This window comes from Streptosporangium sp. NPDC000563, assembly GCF_040299985.1.
Taxonomy (GTDB): Bacteria; Actinomycetota; Actinomycetes; order Streptosporangiales; family Streptosporangiaceae; genus Streptosporangium.
This window is the reverse complement of record NZ_JBEPDA010000001.1, coordinates 1,544,750-1,567,142: the sequence shown is the minus strand read 5'-3', so window position 1 is coordinate 1,567,142 and position 22,393 is coordinate 1,544,750. Positions and strand designations below refer to the sequence as shown.

The following is a 22,393-nucleotide window of genomic DNA, read 5'->3' as shown; positions in this document are numbered from 1 at the left end:
CCCGCGGGGACCGCCGATCAGGACGGCTCCCCCGCCGGTCGAACCCGCCCTCCGTACGCGCCGGGCGGGGCTCAGTCCCGCAGGGCGTAGGCCACGGCGGCCTCGAGGTGGGCGGCCGAGCCCTCGTCGAAGGCCCGCGCGTAGGCGGTCTCGCCGATCAGGCACGTGGCGCGGGCACCGGCGGCCTCGCGGAGCGCGGCCATGGTGTGGGCCCCGGCGCCGGGGGGCCCGAAGGTGGTCCGGATACGTTGCGCGGCCCCCAGGAGCCAGGCCGCGCGTCCGCCGTCGCCCTCGGTGGCGGCGATCCTGGCGAGCTGGTCGATGGCGAGAGCGCTGCCGACCGTGTCCCGCAGCCGTCGTTTGGCCTCCAGGGAGGCCCTGGCCGCCGCTGAGGCCTCCGCGAGGTCACCCCGGCCGAAAAGGGCGAGGGAGAGGACGTAGTCGTCCGTGGCGCGCTGTGACAGCTCCCCTCGCGCCTCGTGGCCCGGACGCGCCTCGCGCAGGATCCTCACCGCCTCGTCGAAGTCGCCGCGGAAGGTGGCGGCCAGGGCGAGGAAGGAGGGCAGGAAGAACGTTCCCTGCGAGGTGGGGCCCAGTCCGTCGGCCACGCGCAGCGCGTACGCCCGCGCGTCCTCTCGATCCAGGTCTCCGGTGAACAGGCGGGTTTGCGCGAGGGCGAGAAGGGCGTGTGCCTCGGCGTCGCCGTCACCGTACCGCTGGGCGCTCTCGACGGCCTCCTCCGCCCGGTCGCGCGCCAGGGACATGTCGCCCTGGATGAGCGCGAGATGGGCGACGACCCACAGCGGCCTGGACCTCGCCCTGTCGGGGGCGGGGACGGCGGACAGGGCGCGGCCGAGATAGTGGCGGCCCTCCCTGACGAACCCCAGCCGGCACCAGAGCACCCACAGGGCTCCTGCCAGCTCCAGAGCGCCGCGGTGGTCGCCCGCGCCGAGACAGCGGTCGAGGGCCGCGCGGATGTCGGGCAGTTCCCGGTGCGCCCAGCAGGTCCATTCGAGCTGGCGGGGGCCGTACCATTCGGCGTCCATGCGCCGGGCGGTGGACAGGTAGTGATCGCGATGCCTGCGGATCATCAGGGCGCCTTCGCCCAGCTCGTCGAGCCAGTCGCGCCCGTAGTCCCTGATGGTGTCGAGCAGGCGGTAGCGGTCACCCACGCGCGCGACGACGGATTTGGCCACGAGCGCGGCGAGTGCGCCGGGGACGTCGGGCAGGCGCTCGTCCTCGCACACGCCACGCGCCGCCTCGGCGTCGAACGCCGCGGGAAAGACCGACAGGCGGGCCCAGAGCAGACGTTCGGCGGGGGTGCACAGCTCGTGGCTCCAGCCGGCGGCGGTGCGGAGCGTGTGGTGGCGGACGGGGAGTCCCTCGCCGTCGGTCAGCGGCTTGAAGTGGACGTCGAGCTGGTCGGCGAGCTGGGTCGCCGACAGGCCGCGCATCTGGCTGGCGGCCAGCTCGATGGCGAGCGGCATGCCGTCGAGCCTGCGGCAGAGCCTGGCGACGGCCATCATGGCCCGCTCGTCCGTACGGAATCCGGGGGCCACGGCCCTGGCGCGGTCGAGGAAGAGGCTCGGCGCGTCGTGGTCCGCGAGATCGGCGGTCTCGGGCGGGGGGACGGGGAAGGGTTCGACGAGCATGACGACCTCCAGCGGCAGGCCGAGCTCCTGGCGGCTGGTCACGATGATCTGAACGTCGGGCGCGCCGGTCAGGAGGGCCACGACCAGGGCGGCGCAGGAGTCGACCAGGTGCTCGCAGGTGTCGAGGACGATGAGGAGCCGCCGGTCGACGAGATGCTCGACGAGGGAGTCCAGGGCGGGACGTTCGGCCGGGGTGTGCAGGCCGAAAAGTCCGGCGACGCCGTGGATGAGCAGGTCGCCGTCGGTCTCGGCGGAGAGCTCGGCCACCCAGACGCCGTCGGGGTAGTCGTCACGGACGTTCCTCGCGGCCCGCAGGGCCAGACGCGTCTTGCCGACGCCCCCGGGGCCGCGCAGGGTGAGCAGGCGTGTCCTGGTGAGGAGTTTCGCGATCTCGTCGAGCTCGGTGGTGCGGCCGACGAAACTGTTCATCTCGGCCGGCAGGTTGCCGCAGCGCGTCAAGAAAGCTCCCCCTGGAGTGCGTGTTCCACGGCGTCGCGCAGGTTGATCGAACTTCCCCGCGCCTCCAGCCGCTCGAACTCCGTCCTGCCCATGCGCCCGCGCAGCCTCAGCTCGGCCGTGCGCAGCTGCGTCGCGATCACGGGTGAACGGCTGGGCGGCACGTCGGCGCTCCGCCACGCGGCGCGGGAGGCTCCGAACATGGTGGCGGCGAAGGTGTCGTCGGAGCACGCCTCGGCGATCACGACGAACACCTCCAGTGCCTCCATCAGGGAGATGCTGTCGCCGAACAGGCGGGCCCCGCGCAGGGAGCCGCAGGCGGAGTCGAGCGCGGAGACGGTGTTGCCCAGGGAGTGCTCGGCCTGGGCCAGGAGGAGGTCCAGGCGGATGAGGGTCCAGTAGTCGCCGCAGGACTCGCAGAGCTCGCGTCCCTCGCGCAGGACGGAGACGGCCTGCTCATGGTGGTCGGCGAGCATCATCGCGGTGGCGACCACGGTGTAGGTGGGCAGGAAGCCCGGGAAGACGTTGCCGGTTGAGCGGTGGCGCACCCTGGCGTGCTTGATGAGCCTCAGGGCCTCGACCACATCGCCCTTGACCACGGCCAGGTGGGCCTGGAACTGGCTGACGTAGGCCGTGGCGTAGCCGTCGGCGTCCTCGGCGGCGCATTCGGTGAGGATGCGTTCGGCGCGTTCGAGGTCACCGCGCTGGATCGAGACCCAGGCGTGCACCCAGAGCGCCTTGACCCGTTCGGGGCTGGGGGTGTGATCGAGGTCGAGGCCGCGCTGGAGGAGGTCGTCACCGGGTGCCTGCATGCCGCAGCACGCCCACAGGAACCACAGGTTGCCGACGAGGTCGAGTCCCCTGCGGTATTCCGGTGGCCGGGAGTAGCAGTATTCGATGGCGCCACGCATGTTGCCGCATTCGAGGACCAGCCTGCGGTACCACTCGAGCTGGCGGCCCTGCCAGCTCATCTCGGCGCGGGCGGACAGGGCGAGGAAGTGGTCGCGGTGGCGGCGCTGGATCTCGTCGGTCTCGCCGAGCCGGTCGAGCCAGACCACCCCGAACTCGCGGACGGTGTTGAGCAGGCGATAGCGGACCCCGCCCTCGCCCTCCTCGCGGACGAGGACCGATTTGTCGAGCAGGCCGAGCAGCCCGTCGAGGACGTCCTTGGCCGCGAGGGCGCCGCCGGCGCAGACCTCCTCGGCGGCCTCGATGTCGAAGGTGCCCGCGAAGACCGAGGCCCGCGCCCACAGCAGGCGTTCGGCGGGGGTGCACAGTTCGTGGCTCCAGCCGAGGGCGACGCGCATGGAGCTGTGCCGCCGGGGAGCGGCGGCCCGCGCGGGCGGGGCGGCGCCGAATCCGACGGCGTGGATCTCGCGTTCGGCCGCGGGGACCGTACGGCCTTCGAGGGACGCGGCGAGCTCGTCCGGCGAGGTGACGTGACCGTCGAAGGCGGTGATCCCCGCGGTGGAGATCGGGCGGCCGTCGAGGGTGGCGGCGAGCACGTCGAGGGTGCCGAGACCGCCGGGGGTGCCCTCGGCCACGGCGAGCCGGATCGCGAGCGGCAGGTTGTCGAGGCGCTTGCAGAGCTCGGCCGGATCCGTGCCGCCGAACCTGCCACCGGCGAGGGCGGTGATCAGCTGGACGGCGTCGGCGTCCGGCAGGCCGCCGACCGGGTAAAGGTGCTCACCGGGCAGGCCGAGCCGCTGTCTGCTGGTGGTCAGGACGCGCAGTCCCTCGACCGAGCGCAGCAGCAGGCCGACCAGGATGCCCGTCGCGCCGACGACGCGGTCACAGGTGTCGAGGACGAGCAGGGTCCGGCGCGTGAGGAACTCGTCCACCAGGGCCCGCAGCGTGGGGGTGCCCGGCCCGCGGCGGGCACCGATCGCGTCCGCGAGCGTCTCGGTCAGGGAGTCGAGGTCGGCGGGCGCCTCCGACAGCTCCACGATGTGGACGCCGCCGGGGAACGCGGGTTCGAGGGTGCGGGCGAGCCGCAGGGCGAGACAGGTCTTCCCGACCCCCGCGGGGCCGGTCAACGTGACGTGCCGGACCCTTTCGAGCAGTGCGGATACGTCTGCGAGTTCTGTCTCCCTGCCGACGAAGACATCCGCTTCCATGGCAGCCCCAGCGTCCTGACAATGTGTGCCTCCACGGTCGCACGGCGACATGGTCCGCTGAAAGCCCGTTTCCTAAATTTCCTCGATATAACGGGGGATGGGATATGGGCGGGTGTGCCGTGCCCCCGCAACGCCTGCCCGAAATAACACATAAAACCCTATAAATAACCAATCGGGAAAAGTCGCGGGAAATGTCGGGAAAGGCGAGCGGGGTTCCGGCCCTGTTCAGCGGGCCTGCCCGCACGCGCGGTGCCCGTGACGATCTCGACGGCGAGGCTCCCGTGCTCCGTCCACACGAGCGTGAGCGTACCCGGCCCGCCGCCCGCGTCGAGCTCACCGCCCTCCCCCGGGCCTCCGCGCGGCGATCTTCCCCCTCCCCGGGACGTGAACGGACCTTCAGATCGCGCCAAAAACATCGGGGTCGTCGATCGGCGCCCCCGAAGGTACGGCACCATATTGAAATGCCACGTCCCCTCAGCGAACTGCCCAAGGCGCACCTGCACCTGCACTTCACCGGCTCCATGCGGCACTCGACCCTCGTCGAGCTCGCCCGCGAGCACGGGTTACACCTTCCCGACGCGCTCGAGGAGGACTGGCCGCCCCGGCTGCGCGCGACCGACGAGCGAGGCTGGTTCCGCTTCCAGCGGCTGTACGACATCGCGCGCTCGGTGCTGCAGCGGGAGAGCGATGTCTACCGGCTGCTGCGCGAGGCCGCCGAGGACGAGGCCGCCGAGGGATCGGGCTGGCTGGAGATCCAGATCGACCCGTCGGGGTACGCGTCGAAGTTCGGCGGTCTCACCTCGGCGATGGAGCTGATGCTCGACGCGACCCGCAGGGCGGCGGACCACGCGGGGATAGGGATCGCCGTCGTGGTGGCGGCGAACCGTACCCGCCACCCTCTCGACGCCAAGACCCTCGCCCGCCTCGCCACGCACCACATGGACGAGGGCGTGGTCGGGTTCGGGCTCTCCAACGACGAGCGACGCGGCCGGGCCCGCGACTTCGACGGAGCCTTCCGGCTGGCCAAGCGCGCCGGGTTGCTCGCCGTACCGCACGGCGGGGAACTGCTGGGCGCGGCCAGCGTGGCCGAGTGCGTCGACGTGCTGGACGCCGACCGGGTCGGGCACGGGGTGCGGGCGGCCGAGTCGCCGAGGCTCATGGAGCGCCTCGCGGCCCGGGGGATCACGTGCGAGGTCTGCCCGACGTCCAACGTCGGCCTCGGGGTGGCCGAGCGCGCCGAGGACGTACCGCTGCGGCGCCTGTTCGAGGCGGGGGTGCCGATCGCGCTGGGCGCCGACGACCCGCTGCTGTTCGGTGCCAGGCTGCTGCCCCAGTACGAGCTCGCCAGGCAGGTGTACGGCTTCTCCGACCCGGAGCTGGCCGAGCTGGCCCGCCAGTCGGTGCGGGCTTCGGCGGCCCCGGACGACGTGCGCAAGAAGCTCCTCCAGGGGATCGACGACTGGCTGGCGTCATCGGGCTGAACGGACGCGCCTCCCCCTCCGACGCATCCGGCCGACGCCGGAGAGCCTCCCGCTCGGACACACCCCGCCGCCGCCGGAGAATCGAGCGGGCGAGCACCCGCCCGGCCGACGTCAACGAGCCGAACGGGTGGACTCCCGACGTACCACGCACCCCGTCGGCCACCGGCACACCCCCGAGAAGGCGTCAGCGGACCGAGCGGGCGATCTCCTGCGCGCGGCCGAGCTCCCCGACGCCCTCCAGGCGCAGGCCGACCCGCCCTCGCTGCCAGATGAGGGTGGGTCCCGCCGGACGGGGACGGACCTCGGCCCTCCCTCCGCTCCTGGGCAGGTAGGTCAGGCCGTGGTGGGCCGGGATCCACTGTGCCTTCACCGCACCCACACCTGCGTCCTCCGGCCAGGGCGGGCCCAGTTCCTTTCTGAAGACGAGGTGGAGGCTGCCGTCGTACTCGTCCAGCCTGACGCCGGGCCAGAACAGCGACACCACCCGGCCTCCGTCGCTCACCCTCACCTCGGCGGGATCGCCGAGCGCGGCCGGGACGGAGACGGGGAACGCCACCTGCTCCCTCGCCTGTTCCAGGGTGACCCGGCGCTCACCGGGCAGCGGCTGGGGCACCCCGGACGGCAGCGGCCCGGGGCCGCCGATCCTGAGCTCGACCCCCGCGAAGCGCAGGATCTCCGCGACCGCGGCCCTTCCAGCGGGTGTCGCCCCCAGGAGGAGGGCCGTGAGGATCGCGACGGCGGCGACCACCGCCCGCCGCCGTACCCGCCCTCCGTCTCGCAGCGTCTCCCACGCGCGCCTGAGCACGCGGGGACCTCCGGGAACGGCGGGCGCCTCGGGGGTCCGCGTCTCGGGAACAGGGCTTCCGGGGACGGCGGGTGCCTCGGGAACGGGACTCTCGGGAACAGGGCTTCCAGGAGCGGCGGGCGCCTCGGGATCGGGCGTCCCGGAGTCCGGCGCCGACGCGGCGGGGGCGAGTTGTGATCGAAGCCGGGCTCGTACGGCCCGCGCGACGTCGTCCGGGGGCGGGGAGGGGACGTCGATGGACTCCCCGAGGGCGAGGAGCCGGGCTTCGAGGTCGTCAGGTGAGGTCACGGGCCACCTCCTCACGCAGACGGGCCAGGCCGCGGGAGGTCCGCGACTTGACGGTACCGACGGGAAGATCGAGCACCTGGGCGGTCTCGGCCTCCGACAGCTGTAGGAAGTACCGGCAGACCACGCTCTCGCGTTCCCGTTCGGGCAGCGTACGCACCGCGTCGAGGAGCCGCGCCCTCAAGTCGGTCGCGACCGCCGCCTCCTCGGGTCCCTCGCCCGGCGGGGGAACGACCTCGGTGAGCCGCACGGTCAGCCTGTCGCGGCGTCCACGGGAGCGGGTCAGGTTGTGCGTCTCGTTGGCCACGATCCGCAGCAGCCAGGGGCGGAAGTGCGCGTCCCTGCGAAAGGAGGCGAGATGACGGTACGCCTTGACGAACGCCTCCTGGACCACGTCCTCGGCCTCGTCGGCGGCGCCGAGCATGGCCGCGGTGCGGTGCGCGAGCACGCTGTAACGGGCGACCAGCACCTCGTAGGCGTCCAGGTCACCGGCGAGCGATCGGGTGATCGCCTCATCGTCGTCCGTCGGGGGCTCCTTCGCGAATGTTGGGAGAGATTCCACCGCATCCGAGCCCTTCGCGAAAGCCCCTTCTCCTCGTGAAGCCTCGCGCTCGTGGGCGAGACCGTGATCCCGTCCGCCGGGGTGCTCCCTTTGGATTCGGAGGACGGGGCCGAGAGTGGCCTCTTCGGATTCGGAGGACATCCGGAGGGCACGGTGGCCGACAGCGGCGGAAGGCACCGGGGCGAGGGCCTCTCGCAGGACCTTTCAGCGGGCCTTTCAGAGGAGCTCTCGGAGGACCTTGCCGTGCAGGGCATGGGCGACGGCCTCGTCTCTGTGGAGGGCATAGGCGACGGCCTCCTCCGGGTCGGCCTGGTAACCCTCGGCGAAGACCGCGTCGTAGGTCTCGTCTCCGAGCAGTTGCCTGGCCGTCCGCTCGGCGACGGTCCTCGGCTCGGACATGCCCTCGGAGCCGAAACCCTGGAGCCCGAAGGTGGCCCACAGCCGTACCCCCGCTCCCTGGAGCCTCGCCGTACGCCGGCCGTCGCCCTCGACCGCGGCGATCACCGCGAGCTGGTCGACCGCGAGCGCCACGCCGGTGGCGTCGCGCAGGCGCCACTTGACGTCGAGCGACTGCCGGGCGGCCTCCGCGGCCTCGTCCACCCGTCCAAGACCCAGCTGCGCGATGGACAGGACGTAGTCGCCACAGGCGCGGGCCCAGCGCTCGCCGCGCGCGTCGCAGAGCCGCTGCGCCTCCTTGAGCACGGAGACGGCCCTGGCGAACTCTCCACGCCAGGTGACCGCCGTCGCCGCGGTCACCAGGGCGAGGGGTTCGCTCACGGTGGCGGCCTCGGCACGGCGGAAGTACTCGCGGACGAGCTCGACGCGGGGCTCGACGTCCTCCAGGGCGCCGGCGCACAGGGAGCTGCTGGCCAGCCTGAGCTGAGCGTGCCCGGCCGCCGCGTAGTCGCCCCAGTCGAGGGCCGCCGACAGCGCCGCCTCCGCGCGACGACGGCCCACCTCCGGCTCGCCCTGGGCGATGGCCACGCAGCCGTCGGCCCACAGGAGCCTGGGCAGCCCGGGATCGGTGACGGGGGCCGCCTCGATCGCCCTCGCCATGTGGTGGCGGCCCTCGTTCAGCCGTCCCAGGCAGAACCAGAGGATCCAGAGCGTTCCCGCGAGTTCGACGGAGGTCGGGGAGGCGGGGTCGAGGGCGAGGCGGAGGTCGGTCATGGAGAAGGCGAGCCTCGCCGCCCACTCCTCCTGCCCGGGGCCGTACCAGTCGGCCTCGGCCCTGCGCGCCAGCTCGAGGTAGTGGTAGCGGTGCCGCCGCGTCAGCCGGGCCTCCTCACCGAGCAGGGCGAGCCGTTCCCTGCCGTACTCCCGCACCGTGGAGGGCTGCCGGTAGCCTCCGGGCACGGGGACCAGGAGGAACCTCCGCTCCAGGCTCTCCAGCAGGTCCGGTACGCCGCTCAGCGGGTCGTCGCCGCACACCCACTCGGCGGCGGCCACGTCGAAGTCTCCCGCGAAGACCGAGAGCCGCGCCCAGAGCAGGCGTTCCCGCGGGTCGCAAAGCTCGTGGCTCCAGCTGATCGCCGCGCGCACGATTCGGTGGCGGGGGGCCGGTGTCCTGCCGTGGGGGATCTCGAAGTGGTCCTCCAGGTGATCGGCGAGCCGCTCCACCGGCAGGGATCCCAGCCCTCCGGCGGCCAGCTCGACGGCGAGCGGTACGCCGTCCAGCCGCCGGCAGATCCTGGCCGCGGCCGCCACACCGGCCTCGGTCGTCTCCAGGCCGGGAACCACGCTCCTGGCCCGGTCGAGAAAGAGCCGCAACGCGTCGTCCGCCCCCGCGCCTTCCAAGAGGGCGCCTTCCGGGACGGCGCCCTCCGGCCATCGGACGGGAGGCCCCGGGGCGGGTGCCTCGAAGGGCCCGACGGGGAGCAGCGCCTCCTGGGGAAGCCCGAGAGGCCGACGAGAGGTGGTGACGATCCGTACGCCGGGCGCCCCCGCCAGGATCTCCCTCACGAGGGCGCGGCAGGCGGGCAGGAGATGCTCGCAGGCGTCGAGGATCAGCAGGAGTCTCCTGCCGGCGAGGAACTCGACGAGCGTCTCGGCCTGTGACCGCGCGGACCGCTCGGGAAGGCCCAGGACCGCCGCGACCGTGTGGGCGAGCAGATCGCCGTCGCGCTCGCCGGAGAGCTCCACCAGCCAGGTGCCGTCCGGGTGGTGTTCCTCCCGCTCCCGCGCGGCCCTGACCGCGATTCGTGACTTGCCGATGCCGCCGACACCGGTGACCGTGACCAGCGGAGTGTCGGCCAGGAGTTTCAGCAGCCGCCGCACCTCGCCTTCCCTGCCGATGAGGTCGTTCGTCTCCGCGGGCAGGTTCCCGCGCCACCACCGGGTCTGTTCCATTGATTCGCGCTCCTTTCTCCACTCACCGGGAATCGCACCGTTTCCACATCACGAACGGGTCGGCCGCCCATTTCCCAGGAGGGTTTCTTTGTCCTGCGGTGCAAATCTCACCGCCGGGTCGAGGTCGAACTTCCCCCCGTTCGACGTGAAGCGCGGAAATGCTGGTGCTTTATGGCTGATTCGGCGGAGCCGGTAATCGAGGTGAGGCCGGGCCCTCCGTCCTCCGCCGGCGGTGCCGATCCTCGTCGCGAAAGATCGCTCGTCACGGGGCCGCGACGCCGGCCGTGAGGCGTTTAAGGGGTCGCCGCGGGGGAAGCGCCACTAGACTCTGGCTGTCCCTGGCCGTGGCCTCGCCCCGGCCTTTCCGTAAGCGAGCTGGACGGAACCGCATGTCTGGGTATGACCGCGTAGTGCAACCCGCGGCCGGTGACGAGGCCCTGGAGAACCACCTGGGTGGGGACGAGGCCAAGAACTACCGGCAGTACGAGCTCGACATGGTCGCCCCGCACGTGGGCCGGTCCATGCTGGAGATCGGCTCCGGGCTTGGCCACTTCGCCGAGTCCTTCCTGCCCCGCCTCGACCGGCTGGTGGTCAGCGATTTCGACCCATACTGCGTGGAGCAGCTGCGGAAGCGTTTCGAGGGCCGCGACGACATCGACGTGCTCCAGTTCGGCCTGCCGACCGAGATCCCGATCGGTGAGAAGGTCGACACCGTCGTGATGATGAACGTCCTGGAGCACATCGAGGACGACGTCGAGGCCCTGCGCTCGCTCGCCAAGGTCACCCTCCCCGGCGGCCGGATCGTGATCTGGGTGCCCGGCTACATGCAGCTGTACGGAGACTTCGACCGCAAGGTCGGCCACGTCACCCGCTACACCCCCGCCACCCTGCGCAGCACGGTCTCCAAGGCGGGCCTGGACATCGACGTGCTCAAGCCGATCAACTTCCTGGGCGGCATCGCCTGGTGGGCCGCCGTCCGCCGCGGCGGCGTCGGTTACCCCGACCCCCGCCTGGTCAAGATCTACGACCGTACCGTGGTGCCCCTCACCCGCTTCATCGAGCGCTTCGTCCGCCCGCCGTTCGGGCAGACCGTCTTCTGCGTCGCCCGCGTTCCCAAGTAACCCCCTGCTCGAACAGCCCACGTCATCCCGTGCGGTGCCGCTCCCGGATTTCCGGGGCGGCACCGCACGCGGTTTTTAACGGGTTGCACGCCTCGGCGACAGCACCGTATGTTCGTCCGCATGTGGATCAACTCCTAAGAGCCGGCGTCGATCAGCCTTCGCTGATCCGCCCGCACTCAGCCCTCCGGCCCCGTTCGTCCGACGTGGCAGCTGAGTTGTCCGACCCGGGATCGCGCCGCGTCGTCACATTCTTCAAGGAGTCCTCATATGCGAATTCATCCTGCCCACAAGTCCGCCCAGAAGCGTGGCGGGAAGTCCAGGACCGCCAAAACCCCCAAGCCGCGCACCCCGCTCCCCGAGCACGTCGTGCCCGCGGCTCCGCGGCACATGCCGATGCCTCCGATGCCGACGAGGCCGACCCGGCAGCCGCGCCGGATCCCGGGCAAGGGGGGCCGCTGACCCGCGGGTCCTTTCCGGGAAAAGCCCCGGTCCCGGGAGGTCTCCCTCCCGGGACCGGGGCTTTTCCCGGATCTCATGGGCGCCCCACGGACGCCCTTTCGGTGAATCAGGTCGTCACAGACGCTCGATGATCGTGACGTTGGCCTGGCCGCCGCCCTCGCACATCGTCTGCAGCCCGTACCGGCCGCCGGTCCGCTCCAGTTCGTGCAGGAGCTTGGTCATCAGGATCGCGCCGGTGCCGCCCAGCGGGTGGCCCAGGGCGATGGCGCCGCCGTTCGGGTTCACCTTGGCCGGGTCGGCGCCCAGGTCGTTGATCCACGCCAGCGGGACGGGGGCGAACGCCTCGTTGATCTCGGTGACGTCGATGTCCTCGATGGACAGGCCGGCCTTCTTCAGCGCCTTCCGCGTCGCGGGGATCGGCGCGGTCAGCATGTAGACCGGGTCGTCGCCGGTGAGCGCGAGGGTGACGATGCGCGCCCTGGGGGTGAGGCCGTGGTCGCGGACGGCCTGCTCGGAGGCGATCAGGAGCGCTCCCGAGCCGTCGGAGATCTGCGAGGAGGTGGCGGCCGTGATCACGCCGTCCTCCTTCAGCGTCTTCAGCGACGCCATCTTCTCCAGCGTGGTGTCCGGGCGCGGGCCCTCGTCGTCCTCGACACCGTTGATCGGGGCGATCTGGTCCTTGAAATGACCGTTCGCGACGGCCTTCGAGGCCCGCTGGTGGCTCTCGTACGCGAACCGCTCCAGCTCCTCGCGCTTGAGGCCCCATTTCTGGCACATGAGTTCCGCGCCGCGGAACTGGGAGATCTCCTGCTTGCCGTAGCGCTCCACCCACTTGTCCCCGAAGGGGAAGGGCATGCCCTTCTCCAGCGCGGCGGTGATGCTCGACCCCATGGGGACGATGCTCATGGATTCCACCCCGGCCGCCACGACGAGGTCCTGGGTGCCGGAGAGCACGCCCTGTGCCGCGAAGTGGATCGACTGCTGGGAGGAGCCGCACTGCCGGTCGATGGTCACACCGGCGACGTTCTCCGGGAGGCCCGCCGACAGCCACGCGTTACGCGCGATGTCCATGCTCTGCGGGCCGAACTGCATGACACAGCCCATGATCACGTCTTCGACCGCGGACGGGTCGACGCCCGTACGCTCGATGAGCGCGCCGAGGGTGTGCGCGGCCAGATCGGTGGGATGGACGGTGGACAGACCGCCCTTCTTCTTGCCGACGGGGGTGCGGACCGCCCCGACGATGTACGCCTCTGCCACAGTGCCTCCTGCTCGCGAACCCGAGCCGCCTACGAAACCGAGCAACATTCGGTTGATAGGAGGTTACAACAGAACCTTCGTCCGTGCCCTGAACGGGAACCGCCCGCGCGACGGCGAGGCCGATCGCACCTTTCGGCACATGGGCAGGGGGCCGTTCAGGCTCTCCTGCTGCTCGTCATGGTCGCGTAGGCGATGACGTTGTCGGTGTAGTGACCGGTCGCACGGTTGTAGGTGCCGCCGCACGTGATCACGTGCAGCTGGGGGGTCGACGACCGGCCGTACACCCGCTCCGTCGGGAACACCGACTTCTCCGCCTGTTCCAGCCCGCCCACGGTGTAGACGGCGATGATCCCGTCCTTGCGGTGCACCTCGATGACGTCGCCGTTGCGGATCTCGTCGAGGCGGCTGAAAACCGCGCTTCCCGCGCGCGTGTCCTTGTGCCCGAGCATCACCGCGGGACCCGCCTCACCGGGGGTGGGGCCCGAGCGGTACCAGCCGACCAGGTTCGGATCGCCGACCGGTGGCACCTCGATGGCGCCCGCCTTGTCGAGCCCGACGGACTTCACCGGCGCGTTCACCCCGAGCCGCGGGATGACGAGGCGCACCGGGGACGAGGGCTGCATGGCCGGGGCCGCGGGCAGGCTGGGCAGGGGCGGCGGCACGGTCGGTGCCGCCTGGAAGTAGGGGTTCGCCGGCGCCGCGGCCAGGTCGCGGGGCGGCAGCGTGGTGCGCTGGTCGGCCAGGCCGTACTCCTCGGGCGCGGCCAGCATGTAGAGCAGGCCCACCAGCACCGTGACCACCCCGGCGATCCCGGCGAGGATGAGCACCGACCGCATCATCCGCCCGCCGGCGAGAGGCTCCTGTCCGGGCGGCCATCCCTCGTACGGCGAGCCGTACGGAGGGGGGCCGGGCTGCGGGTACGGCGGCTGGACGGGAGGAACCGGCCGGTAGTGGGGAACCGGGCCCTGGGAGTGCTGCCCGGAGGGCGGCCAGCCGCCCGGAGGTGGGGTGGTCATCCGGCCACCCCGATCAGCCGCGACCGACGGTGCGACGGCGCAGCACGAGCCCGCCGATCCCGGCGAGCGCCACCATCAGCGCACCGCTGAACATGATCATCCGAGCGTCGGGGCCGGCGTCGCCGCCGCCGCCGGTGGAGGCGGCCCCCTTGGGGGTCTCGTCGATCTGTTCGTTGGGATCGCGGGACGGCTCGGCGGTCTGGGTCCGGGTGACGGTGAGCGTCGGCCTGGGGGTCGTCGGGGTGGCCGACGGGGTCGCCGACGGCGAGGGGGTCGCCGACGGACTCGCCGAAGGGCTGGCCGAAGGGCTGGGAGTGCCCGTTCCCACGGTCACCCGCAGCGCGGCGGCGGTCGCCTGGGCGGGGTCGGGAAGGGTGCAGTCGAGCAGTTCGGCCTCGTCCGCGGCGGCCGTCCCGGCGCCGGTCTTGAGGAGCAGGGTGAACGCGCCGGGCTCGAAGGCGACGACACCCGTCGCGAGGGGGGTCACCGTGACGAGGACGGGGGGCGCGGTGACCGCCTGCCCCGCGACGGGGGGAGCGGCGGTGACCAGGATCTGGCGGAGTTCGCTGGGGCTCGCCAGAACTCCGCCGGGAGTCGCATTGATCTGCACCTCGGCGTCGGCGACGAGGCTCGCACCCACCGGGGCGGGCGCGGACGGGGTGAGGGCGGGAAGGGTGGGAGGGGCGGCCGGCTGACCGATCTTCCAGGTCGCCACGAGGGGGGCGTTCGTCACCGCCGACGTCGGACCGGTCAGATCCATCTGGAACGTGTACGTCGCCGACGGCGACACCGCGCCGGCGAGCGTGCAGGTGTAGGCGACCGGTTTGGGAGCGGCGTACATGGAGGCGAGTGCGGGGAACGCACCGAAGACGCCCGCGCCCACCGTAGCGATCACGGCTGTCTTGGCCGCGACACGCAGCCGCGTCCTGGACTTCAGCACGGTTTCTCCCCGTTCCAGATCGATCGGTCGGCGCACCGGCCGCCCAAGGCTTACAGATTGCGGTCAAGGTTCGGCATAGATCCTACGAACAGAGACCGGGACACGCGAGCAAGTCGGCTAAACGGACACAAATTCCCATCTATCCCACAGCAAACGACACCGTACATGGGTAAAGCGCCCAACGGGGGACCGGACGGGCACCTATCAGATGCCGGACAGGGGCGAAGACGCCTCCCCGCGTCCGACCGAGGCACCCGCCTCGCGCCCGGCCATCCGGCGGGACGGCGGCCCGGCATCGGCAATCAGCGCCTGGATATACAGAAAAGACCAGGTCAAGACTGGTGATATCCGGCCTGAAGATCACCATCTGTGGAGCGTCATCGGGCAGGCTGGAATCTGCGGGAGATCCAATTCGGACGCCCGTAACCCCCTCCTGGAGTGCGGAAATATTTCATCGATTCGGACACAATGATCATCGGCCCCACCATCCGCGCCCCGCGCGGCGGCGGGCTGGAACGACCTCCGGCGAATCGACCGGCTCCCGTTCGGAGAGGAGCGGACGGGTCAGTGTTCTCCCCGAGTTCTTCTCCCCACCGGAAGGATTGAGATGAGCACCCCGGTCGCACCGCGGGCGCGTCGCGGGCAGGTCTCCCGTCGGCGGATCCCGACGAGATGGGTCGCCGTCGCCCTCGCGGTGGCCGTCCTGGTCGCCGTCGGGTTCAGCACGCGATACCGCTCGGTGGAGTCGGTCGCGGCCTCGGGTCCCGGCCCGTTCGACTCGGCCGCGTACGGAGCACGGACCTACGAGGCCATGGTCGTACCCGCGATCAGGAGGAAGGCCGTCGAACTGCCCGTACTGGTGAAGGCCATGACCACCGACGCGGAGGGGGCGGGGAGGCTGTACGGCGTCCGGCAGGGCGACGGCCCCTACACCTTCGCGGTCAAGGGCACCGGCACGGCCGGGGCGGTGAGGTCCGGGCTGATGCCCGTGACCGTGCCGGGGCTGCCCTCGGACACCCGGGTGTCGCTACAGGTCGGTCCGGTCATCAATGGCACGGCGCTGCGGGACGCGGTCGGATTCATCACCTTCGGGCAGTTCCTCAGCCAGGTGGAGTACGCCGACGCCGCCACCGCGCTGAACGACCAGGTGCGGGAGAAGCTGCTCAGGCACCTGGACGCGCCGCGGCTGAAGGGCAGGAAGATCTCCTTCGTCGGGGCCTTCAGCTTCCTCACCCCCTCCGTCGTGACCATCACCCCGGTCTCGATCAAGGAGGTCTCGTGAAGATCTCCGCCGCCACCGTCCTGAGCGCCCGCGACGTCACCAAGCTCTACGGGGACACGCCCGCGCTCAGGGGAGTCGACTTCGACGTCGCCGCCGGCCGGGTGACCGCGCTGTTCGGCGAGAACGGGGCCGGCAAGTCGACCCTGATGAGGATCCTGTCCGGGAGCGAGCACCCCACCTCCGGCCATGTCGAGCTCGACGGCGAGCCCGTCAGGTTCGCGTCGTCCCGTGACGCGGCCGACCAGGGCGTCTCGATCGTCCACCAGGGACTCAGCCTCTGCCCCAACCTGAGCATCCAGGACAACCTCTTCCTGGCCAGGGAGATCTGCGGAGGGGCGTGGGTGATCGACCGCTCGTCCCAGCGGGCCACCACCACGGCGATCCTGCACAGTCTGAAGGAGTATCCGGACCCCGACCTGCCCGTCGGCGACCTGATGCCGGGCGAGCAGCAGATCGTCGAGATCGCGCGGGCACTCCTCCAGGAGGCCCGAGTGCTGATCATGGACGAGCCCACCTCGGCCCTCACCGCCCCTGAGATCGAGGTCCTGTTCCGGGTCATCAAGGAGCTGACCGCGAACGGGGTGGCGGTCGTCTACGTCTCCTCGCACCTGGAGGAGGCGCTGCGGATCGCCGACGACGTCGTCGTCCTGCGTGACGGGCGGCTCGTCGCCACGGCGGACGCCGAGAGCGTCTCCGTCCGGTGGCTCCTGGAGCGCATGACCGACCGCGACCGGGACGACCTTTTCCCGTACCACGCGCCGGTCAGCGGGCAGGAGGTGCTGAGCCTGCGCGGCCTCGTGGTGGCCGACCCGGTCAATCCCGGCCGTCTCGCGATCGACGACCTCTCCCTCACCGTCAGGGAGGGCGAGATCGTGGGGATCTACGGCCTGACGGGCTCCGGCCGCACCGAGTTGCTGGAGGCGCTCGCCGGCCTGATCCCCTCGCAGTCGGGCGAGATCCTGCTCTGTGGCGTCCCGCTGGAACACGCGGGGATCCGCGACCGCATCGCCCGGGGCGTGGCCCTGGTCCCCGAGAACCGGTGGCGCGACGGCCTCGTCCCGACGATGTCGGTCGGGGAGAACCTCTCCCTGGCCCGGCTGGGCACGTTCGTCCACCGGTTGTTCTTCTCCCGTGCCCGCGAACGGGAGGTCGTCGACCGGATGATCACCGACATCGACGTCGGGCGGGAGGACACGGGGGCGTCCGTCGCGTCCCTGAGCGGTGGTGACCAGCAGAAGGTGATCATCGGCAGGGCTCTGCTGACCGCCCCTCGGGTGCTCCTGCTGGACGAGCCCTCGCGCGGCGTCGGCACCGACGCCAGGGCGGAGATCTTCGAACTCCTCGCGGCACACGCGGAGCGCGGCCTGGCCGTCGTCTTCAGCACGTCGGACGCCGAGGAGGCCCTGCGCGTCCCCGACCGGTTGCTGGTGCTCGCCCGCGGCGTCCTCGCCGGTGAGTTCCGGCGCGGCGAGACGGCCAGAGAGGAGCTGATGAGGGTGGCGGACGGCACCACCGTCGGCACGGGCGAGGAGACGGCGGAGTGACGTCTCGGGAAACGTCTCCCCCGTCGACGTCCGCGGACCACCCCCCGCCCGAGGCGGTCACGGCCGAGGCACGCCGCTTGTCGCTGGTGAACAACCTGTTCGAGTTACGGGCGTTCATCGCCCTCGCGGCCGTGGTGGCGGTCTTCGGCCTGCTGTCCGACTCCTTCCTCACGGTGCCGAACCTCGTCACGATGACCAAGCACGTCGCGATCACCGCGATCATCGCGCTCGGCATGCTGCTCGTCGTCGTCAAGGGCGGCATCGACCTGTCGGTGGGCTCGATCGCCGGGCTCTCCGGGGTCGTCGCCGGCGAGTTGCTCGGAGGGCTCGGTCTCGGGTTCGCCGACGTGGTCGCCTACCCGCCCGTCTGGGGGGTGATCGTGCTCTGCGTCATGGTCGGCATGCTCGTCGGCCTGGTGAACGGCATCGTCATCACCCGCTTCGACGTGGCGCCGTTCATCGCGACGTTCGGCATGCTGTACGTGGCGCGGGGAATCGCGCTGCTGATCTCCAACGGCTCGACCTACCCCGATCTGGGCGGCGACCCCGGGCTCGGCAACACCGGTTTCCACGTTCTCGGCAACGGGCGCGTGCTCGGCCTCCCGACGGGCCTGTGGATCATGATCTTCCTCGCCGTCGCCGTCACGCTCGTGCTCGGCAGGACGCCGTTCGGGCGATGGCTGTACGCCACGGGCGGCAACGAGCGTGCCGCGGAGCTCTCCGGGGTCCCGATCAGGTACGTCAAGACAGCCGTGTACGTGATCTCCGGCGCCTGCGCCGCGCTCGCGGGCCTGATCATCGCCTCGGAGCTCACCTCGGCGTCACCGCTCGCCGGTGAGATGTACGAGCTCAACGCGATCACCGCGGTGATCCTCGGCGGCGCCGCGCTGAGCGGCGGGCGCGGCACGGTGCGAGGCACCCTCATCGGAGCCCTCGCCATCGGTCTCCTCTCCGACGGCATGGTGCTCGTGGGCGTGTCGACGTTCTGGCAGATCATCGTGAAGGGGGTCGTGCTCGTTCTCGCCGTGATCCTGGACCGGGGGCAACAGCGGATCCGGCGGCGCGAGGCCACCGTGTCGGCGATGGCCGCCGACAGACGAGCGGGCTGATCCGCCGACGTCACCCGATCTCGGGGGGCCCGAACGGGATCGGCGCCGATCTTGGCCCCTCTTTGGCTCCCCGGTGATTCTCGAACCGACAGGATTGCCGCTTCTTTGAGAATTTCAGATTGGCAGGAAATCCGCCCCTCATCAGGGAATTGACAGGATAAACGCATGGCAGTCGAAGCGTTCGGCAGCGATATCACGCTGCGTATCAACGGTGCCGACCACCCCGTCTTCCTGGACAACCGGGTGACCCTCCTGGACGCGCTACGGGAGCGTCTCGGACTGACCGGGACGAAGAAGGGGTGCGACCACGGGCAGTGCGGGGCATGCACGGTCCTGCTGGACGGCCGCCGGGTGAACAGTTGCCTCACGCTCGCCGTCGCGGTCGCCGGGCAGGAGATCGTCACCATCGAGGGGGTGGCCGCCCTCGCCCCCGGGAGTGATCTGCACCCCGTACAGCAGGCGTTCCTCGACCAGGACGGTTTCCAGTGCGGCTACTGCACACCGGGCCAGATCTGCTCCGCCATCGGCGCGCTCGGCGAGGCGGAACAGGGCTGGCCGAGCCATGTCACCGAGGACGTCGCCGCCGGTGTCGCCTCCGGCCGCGACCTGGACGCCGAGGAGGTCCGCGAGCGGATGAGCGGCAACCTCTGCCGCTGCGGAGCGTACGCCGGAATCGTCGAAGCCGTCCTCGACGTGGCCGGCGGTGAGAACCGGGAGCCGGTTCTCACCGGGCGGAACCCCGAGGGCACGCGATGAGACCCTTCACCTACGAGCGCGTCACCGACCCCGACGCCGCCGTCACCGCCCTCCTGGACGGCACCGACGCGATGTTCCTCGCCGGCGGCACCAACCTCGTGGACCTGATGAAGCTCGGCGTGGCGAGGCCCGCGACGCTGGTGGACGTCACGCGGCTGCCGTACGACCGGATCGAGCACCGGGCCGACGGGAGTGTGCTCATCGGGGCGATGGTGCGCAACAGCGATCTGTCCGGCGACCGGGGCATCAGGGAACGTTTCCCCGCCGTCTCCCAGGCGGTGCTGGCCGGGGCCTCGGGGCAGCTGCGGTCGATGGCCACCACCGGCGGTAACCTGCTGCAACGCACGCGCTGCCCGTACTTCCAGGACATCACCAAGCCGTGCAACAAGCGCGAACGGGACACCGGCTGTTCGGCGATCGGCGATACCGACCACCGCGACCTGGGGGTGATCGGCACCTCCGTCGCGTGCGTGGCCACCCACCCCTCCGACATGGCGGTGGCGATGGCCGCCCTCGACGCCGTGGTGCACATCAGACTCGCGGGGGGCGAGGAGCGGGCGGTGCCGCTCTCCCGCTTCTACCTGCTGCCCGGCGACACCCCCGACCGGGAGACCGTGCTCGGCCCCGGCGACCTGATCACCGGGGTCGAGTTGCCGCCGCCCCCGGACGGCGCGGTCATGCTGTACCGCAAGGTCCGCGACCGCTGGTCCTACGCGTTCGCGGTGGTCTCGATCGCGGCGGTGGTCGCGACGGAGGCCGGCGGGTCACTGCGGGAGATCCGGCTCGCGCTGGGCGGGGTGGCCCCCGTGCCGTGGCGGGCCAGGGAGGCCGAGGGGATGCTGACCGGCCACCGGCCGACCAGGGCACTGCTGCTCGCCGCGGCGGAGGCGGAGTTCGCGGCGGCGAGTCCCCTCCCCGGGAACGAGTTCAAGATCGACCTCGCCGGCGACCTGATCGCGGCGAGCGTGCGCGATCTCACGAGACCGGCGGGGTCCGCGGGGAGCCTCACACGGGAGGAGCGGGGATGACCACTCTCGACAAGGTGGTGGGCGGGGCACCGGCCAGGATCGAGGGACGCGACAAGGTCACCGGCGCGGCCCGTTACGCGTACGAGTACCCCGTACCGAACGCCGTCTACGTCTGGCCGGTGCAGTCCACGATCGTCCGAGGGCGGGTGCGCTCCGTCGACGGCGCCGCAGCGCTCGCCCTGCCCGGGGTGATCGCCGTACTGGACAGTGGCAACGTCTTTCGGCTGCGTCCCGCGCAGGACGCCGAGCTGGCCGTTCTGCAGTCGGCCGACGTCGCCTACCGGGGACAGATCGTCGCCGCCGTGGTCGCGACCACCCTGGAGGGCGCCCGCGAGGCGGCGTCGGCGGTGCGCGTGGACTACGAGGAGGACGAGGAGTACGACGTCGAACTGGATCCCGGCGACCCGCGCATCTTCTCTCCTGAGACGGTCAACGCGGGCCTCGCGGGGACGGTCGACCGGGGTGACGCCGAGAGCGCCCTCGCGTCGGCGCCGGTCCGCGTGGACGCCGTCTACACGACCCCGACCGAGCACGCCAGTCCGATCGAGCCGCACGCCACGATCGCGTTCTGGGAGGGCGAGACCCTCACGCTCTACAACGCCGACCAGGCACCGTGGAAGTCGGCGACCACGATCGCCCGGCTGTTCGGTCTTCCCGAGAGCGCGGTGAGCGTCGTCGCCGACCACATCGGCGGCGGTTTCGGGTCGAAGGCGGCGACCCGCCCGCCGACCGTGCTGGCGGCGCTGGCCGCGCGCGCCGTGGGACGACCGGTCAAGGTGGCGATGACCCGGCAGCAGATGTTCGCGCTCGTCAGCTACCGGACGCCCACCGTGCAGCGGGTACGCCTGGGAGCCGAGCGGGACGGCAGGCTGACCGCGGTGTGGCACGAAGCGCTCCAGCAGAGTTCGAAGCTCGTCGAGTACACCGAGCAGACGGTCGCGGCCAGCCGTGTGATGTACGCGGCGCCCAGCAGCCACACCGCTCACCGGCTGCTGCGGCTGGACGTGCCGACCCCCTCGTGGATGCGTGCCCCCGGTGAGGCGCCGGGGATGTTCGCCCTGGAGTCGGCGATGGACGAGCTGGCGTACGCACTCGGGATGGACCCCGTCCAACTGCGGATCGTCAACGAGCCTTCGGCCGACCCCGAGTCGGGACTCCCGTTCAGCAGCCGCAACCTGGTCGCCTGCCTGCGTGAGGGTGCGGCGCGCTTCGGCTGGGCCGGGCGCGACCCCACGCCCGGCGTCCGCGAGAAAGGCGACCGGCTCCTCGGCACCGGCGTCGCGTCGTCGACCTACCCCGTCTTCACCATGGCCTCCACCGCGACCGCCTACGCCCAGCCCACCGGCAGGTTCGTGATCGAGATCGCCGCGGCCGACATCGGCACCGGTGCCCGCACCGCGCTGACCCAGGTGGCCGCCGACGAACTCGGCGTGCCGATGGACCTGGTCACGGTGCGGGTGGGCCGCAGCGTCTTCGGTCCCGCGCCGGTCGCCGGGGGCTCCATGGGCACCTCCTCGTGGAGCTGGGCGGTGAGCAAGGCGTGCCGTGCGCTGGTGAAGGAACTCGACGAGCGGTCCGGCGTCCTCCCTCCCGAGGGACTGGAGGTGCGAGCGGACACCACCGAGGATCTCGCCGCCGCCAAGCGCCTCTCACGCCACTCGTTCGGGGCACAGTTCGCCGAGGTCAGCGTGAACGTCGACAGCGGACAGGTCCGTGTCGAGCGGCTGCTGGGAGTCTTCGCGGCCGGCCGGATCGTGAACGCCAGGACGGCGCGCTCACAGTTCCTGGGCGCCATGACGATGGGGATCTCCATGGCCCTGCACGAGGCCCTGCGAATGGACCCCCGGTTCGGTGACTTCGTCAACCACGACCTGGCCGGGTACCACATCGCGGCGAACGCCGACGTCCGCGGGATCGAGGCCCACTGGATCGACGAGCAGGACGACGAGCTCAACCCGGTCGGTGTGAAGGGAATCGGCGAGCTGGGGATCGTCGGCACCGCCGCGGCGATCGCGAACGCCGTCTTCCACGCGACCGGCTTCCGGCAGCGCGACCTGCCGATCACTCTTGACCGGGTACGGACGGCCATGCGCACCGGCTGACGGAAGACCGCAGCGGGCGACCCGACCCGCGCGTCGGCACCCGGCGACACCACGCGGCACCCGACCTGT

17 protein-coding genes are annotated in these 22,393 nt (G+C 71.4%); 9 read left to right on the top strand and 8 right to left on the bottom strand.

Annotation, left to right across the window (positions count from 1 at the left end; translation table 11 throughout):
- Positions 1-71 precede the first annotated feature (71 nt).
- Both ABT352_RS07445 and ABT352_RS07440 read right to left on the bottom strand, forming a co-directional pair.
- On the bottom strand, positions 72-2,081 hold the full coding sequence (locus ABT352_RS07445; RefSeq protein WP_350943249.1) for an ATP-binding protein: 2,010 nt from the start codon (positions 2,079-2,081) through the stop codon (positions 72-74).
- Between the two features lie 26 nt (positions 2,082-2,107).
- Positions 2,108-4,225: an ATP-binding protein gene (locus ABT352_RS07440; protein ID WP_350943247.1), complete on the bottom strand. Its 2,118-nt coding sequence runs from the start codon at positions 4,223-4,225 to the stop codon at positions 2,108-2,110.
- A 461-nt stretch (positions 4,226-4,686) separates the two neighbouring features.
- Here ABT352_RS07440 and ABT352_RS07435 point away from each other — a divergent pair, with 461 nt between their 5' ends.
- Complete coding sequence (locus ABT352_RS07435; protein WP_350943246.1) at positions 4,687-5,706, top strand: adenosine deaminase; 1,020 nt, start codon at positions 4,687-4,689, stop codon at positions 5,704-5,706.
- A gap of 184 nt (positions 5,707-5,890) precedes the next feature.
- Here ABT352_RS07435 and ABT352_RS07430 read toward each other — a convergent pair whose 3' ends face one another.
- From ABT352_RS07430 to ABT352_RS07420, 3 genes are all read right to left on the bottom strand, one after another.
- Entirely contained in the window at positions 5,891-6,799 is a 909-nt protein-coding gene (locus ABT352_RS07430; protein ID WP_350943245.1) for a hypothetical protein, read from the bottom strand.
- On the bottom strand, positions 6,786-7,358 hold the full coding sequence (locus ABT352_RS07425; protein WP_350943244.1) for an RNA polymerase sigma factor: 573 nt from the start codon (positions 7,356-7,358) through the stop codon (positions 6,786-6,788). Before ABT352_RS07425 ends, ABT352_RS07430 begins: the two co-directional genes overlap by 14 nt.
- Before the next feature lie 216 nt (positions 7,359-7,574).
- On the bottom strand, positions 7,575-9,707 hold the full coding sequence (locus tag ABT352_RS07420; RefSeq protein WP_350943243.1) for an ATP-binding protein: 2,133 nt from the start codon (positions 9,705-9,707) through the stop codon (positions 7,575-7,577).
- Between the two features lie 389 nt (positions 9,708-10,096).
- On the opposite strand from ABT352_RS07420, the gene ABT352_RS07415 reads away from it, so the two are divergent.
- Both ABT352_RS07415 and ABT352_RS07410 read left to right on the top strand, forming a co-directional pair.
- Positions 10,097-10,828: a class I SAM-dependent methyltransferase gene (locus tag ABT352_RS07415; protein WP_350943242.1), complete on the top strand. Its 732-nt coding sequence runs from the start codon at positions 10,097-10,099 to the stop codon at positions 10,826-10,828.
- A gap of 267 nt (positions 10,829-11,095) precedes the next feature.
- Positions 11,096-11,287 (top strand): hypothetical protein, encoded by a 192-nt coding sequence (locus ABT352_RS07410; RefSeq protein ID WP_350943241.1) that lies wholly within the window; start codon positions 11,096-11,098, stop codon positions 11,285-11,287.
- A 114-nt stretch (positions 11,288-11,401) separates the two neighbouring features.
- On the opposite strand, the gene ABT352_RS07405 is transcribed toward ABT352_RS07410, so the two are convergent.
- The 3 genes from ABT352_RS07405 to ABT352_RS07395 form a co-directional block, all read right to left on the bottom strand.
- Entirely contained in the window at positions 11,402-12,547 is a 1,146-nt protein-coding gene (locus ABT352_RS07405) for an acetyl-CoA C-acetyltransferase (protein ID WP_350943240.1), read from the bottom strand.
- A 155-nt stretch (positions 12,548-12,702) separates the two neighbouring features.
- Entirely contained in the window at positions 12,703-13,563 is an 861-nt protein-coding gene (locus tag ABT352_RS07400) for a class F sortase (RefSeq protein ID WP_350943239.1), read from the bottom strand.
- A gap of 13 nt (positions 13,564-13,576) precedes the next feature.
- Positions 13,577-14,503 carry a hypothetical protein gene (locus tag ABT352_RS07395; RefSeq protein ID WP_350943238.1) on the bottom strand — a complete coding sequence of 309 codons (927 nt, stop codon included), beginning with the start codon at positions 14,501-14,503 and terminating at the stop codon, positions 13,577-13,579.
- Positions 14,504-15,110: 607 nt separating this feature from the next.
- On the opposite strand from ABT352_RS07395, the gene ABT352_RS07390 reads away from it, so the two are divergent.
- The 6 genes from ABT352_RS07390 to ABT352_RS07365 all read left to right on the top strand — a co-directional run bounded on the left by ABT352_RS07390 (position 15,111) and on the right by ABT352_RS07365 (position 22,324).
- Positions 15,111-15,785 (top strand): DUF2291 family protein, encoded by a 675-nt coding sequence (locus ABT352_RS07390; protein WP_350943236.1) that lies wholly within the window; start codon positions 15,111-15,113, stop codon positions 15,783-15,785.
- Positions 15,782-17,329: a sugar ABC transporter ATP-binding protein gene (locus ABT352_RS07385; RefSeq protein WP_350943234.1), complete on the top strand. Its 1,548-nt coding sequence runs from the start codon at positions 15,782-15,784 to the stop codon at positions 17,327-17,329. The genes ABT352_RS07390 and ABT352_RS07385 overlap by 4 nt, the downstream gene beginning before the upstream one ends.
- On the top strand, positions 17,326-18,438 hold the full coding sequence (locus ABT352_RS07380) for an ABC transporter permease (RefSeq protein ID WP_350943233.1): 1,113 nt from the start codon (positions 17,326-17,328) through the stop codon (positions 18,436-18,438). The genes ABT352_RS07385 and ABT352_RS07380 overlap by 4 nt, the downstream gene beginning before the upstream one ends.
- 165 nt (positions 18,439-18,603) lie before the next feature.
- Positions 18,604-19,194 (top strand): 2Fe-2S iron-sulfur cluster-binding protein, encoded by a 591-nt coding sequence (locus ABT352_RS07375; protein WP_350943232.1) that lies wholly within the window; start codon positions 18,604-18,606, stop codon positions 19,192-19,194.
- Positions 19,191-20,222: an FAD binding domain-containing protein gene (locus tag ABT352_RS07370; protein WP_350943231.1), complete on the top strand. Its 1,032-nt coding sequence runs from the start codon at positions 19,191-19,193 to the stop codon at positions 20,220-20,222. The genes ABT352_RS07375 and ABT352_RS07370 overlap by 4 nt, the downstream gene beginning before the upstream one ends.
- Positions 20,219-22,324 carry a xanthine dehydrogenase family protein molybdopterin-binding subunit gene (locus ABT352_RS07365; RefSeq protein ID WP_350943229.1) on the top strand — a complete coding sequence of 702 codons (2,106 nt, stop codon included), beginning with the start codon at positions 20,219-20,221 and terminating at the stop codon, positions 22,322-22,324. Before ABT352_RS07370 ends, ABT352_RS07365 begins: the two co-directional genes overlap by 4 nt.
- The last annotated feature ends 69 nt before the right edge of the window (positions 22,325-22,393 follow it).